This is a genomic window from uncultured Clostridium sp., from assembly GCF_937920395.1.
In the GTDB taxonomy this organism is placed as follows: domain Bacteria; phylum Bacillota; class Clostridia; order Clostridiales; family Clostridiaceae; genus Clostridium_AD.
In genome coordinates, this window is record NZ_CALEVF010000244.1 from 1 (window position 1) to 1,607 (window position 1,607).

Below are 1,607 nucleotides of genomic sequence, written 5' to 3' on the forward strand. Positions count from 1 at the left end.
GGAACTATCCAAAGTTCATTTCTAATGCCTACATTTCCATTTTCTCTTTTATAGCCATTAAAAGTTAAATCCCTATTTTTATAACTATTTTCTATAAGTTTTTGACTAAAAGTATATTCCTTTATTCCATCTAGATTTGTTTTTATATTATGAGTATGAACCCATTGTCCCTTAAAAATATCCACTATTGAATGCCCTATAGCAAATCCGTATTTTGTAATATTTCCACCGATAAGTATATCCTCAGTAGCAATCTTATGTCCTCTTTTAACATCTTCTTTTAATGTTATTTCTTTATTACCTACGGATATAACTTCACCCTTTGATAAATCTTTAAGCACAACCACTATATTATCATTTTCATTTATCTGTATTATATTTTTCATGAGTATTCCCTCACTTTCATAAGATATCATCGCTAACGCTGTAATATTAACAACTTTAGATAAAGAAAGTATTTATCCCCCACTAATAGAAGTAGGGGACTATACTTTGTTAAAGAACTTCTTTAATAGCTTCCTTAATACCAATTTTCTCAATGTTTAATAAATAATGTGTTACAGCTTCTGTTAAGCCTTTCACTTCATTTAAGTCCATTTTCCAAACTTTCTTATATGCAAGTATTGTAGTTGCAAGTTTTCTTAATGCTACTTCACTACCATCACACTTAGCCCACTGAGTTTTGTAAAGTTCTAAAACATCGGCGTCATCAGATAATTTAATTACTTCTTCTCCTCTTTTGCCTTTATAGAATTCCATAAGTGCAGCTAGAGAGAATACCAATCTTTTAGGTAGTTGACCTTTGGCTTTTACAAATTGTAATAATGAAGGTAAATCTCTTGTTTCATATTTTGACATTGAATTTAAAGATATACTCATCAAATAATGTTTAACAAAAGGATTCATAAATCTTTCAAGAACAACTTTTGCATAATATGATAATTCCTCTTCTGGAAGATCTAATGTTGGAATTATTTCTTCCTTTATTGTATTTCTTATAAATTTTCCCATTACTTCATGTTCAACAGATTCAGCAACAGTATTTAATCCATAAAGGTATGATACTGGTACAAGTGATGTATGAGATCCATTAAGTATTCTTACCTTTCTAGTTCTATAAGGAGTCATATCCTCAACAAACATAACATTAAGACCTGCTTTACTTGTTGGAAATTCATTTTCAATCCATTTTGGTCCTTCAATAATGAAAAGGTGGAAATGCTCTCCAACGTCAACTAAATTATCCTCGTATCCAAGCTCTTTGGTTATCTCTTTTATAGTATCTCTTGGGTAACCTGGAACTATTCTGTCAACAAGTGTTGAACAGAAAGTATTAGCGTCATTTATCCAAGCAGCAAAAGCAGCTTCTAAATTCCAAAGCTTAGCATACTTAAGAATTATTTCTTTAAGTTTATCACCATTTCTGTCGATTAATTCACAAGGAATTATTATTAAACCCTTATCATTTTGACCATTAAAAAATTTAAACCTATTATACAAAAGTGCTGTTAATTTTCCTGGAAAACTCTTTTGAGGTTTATCTTCTAGTTTGTCATTTTCATCATATGCAATTCCTGCTTCTGTTGTATTTGAGAATACAAATCTTA

The 1,607-nt window shown here is 29.9% G+C and carries 2 protein-coding genes; both read right to left on the minus strand.

Annotated features, from left to right (window positions below):
* A partial coding sequence (locus tag Q0649_RS16105) for a UxaA family hydrolase (RefSeq protein ID WP_298844360.1) occupies nucleotides 1–386 on the minus strand: 386 nt, incomplete at its 3' end.
* Nucleotides 387–495: 109 nt separating this feature from the next.
* A partial coding sequence (locus tag Q0649_RS16110) for a tagaturonate reductase (protein WP_298844363.1) occupies nucleotides 496–1,607 on the minus strand: 1,112 nt, incomplete at its 5' end.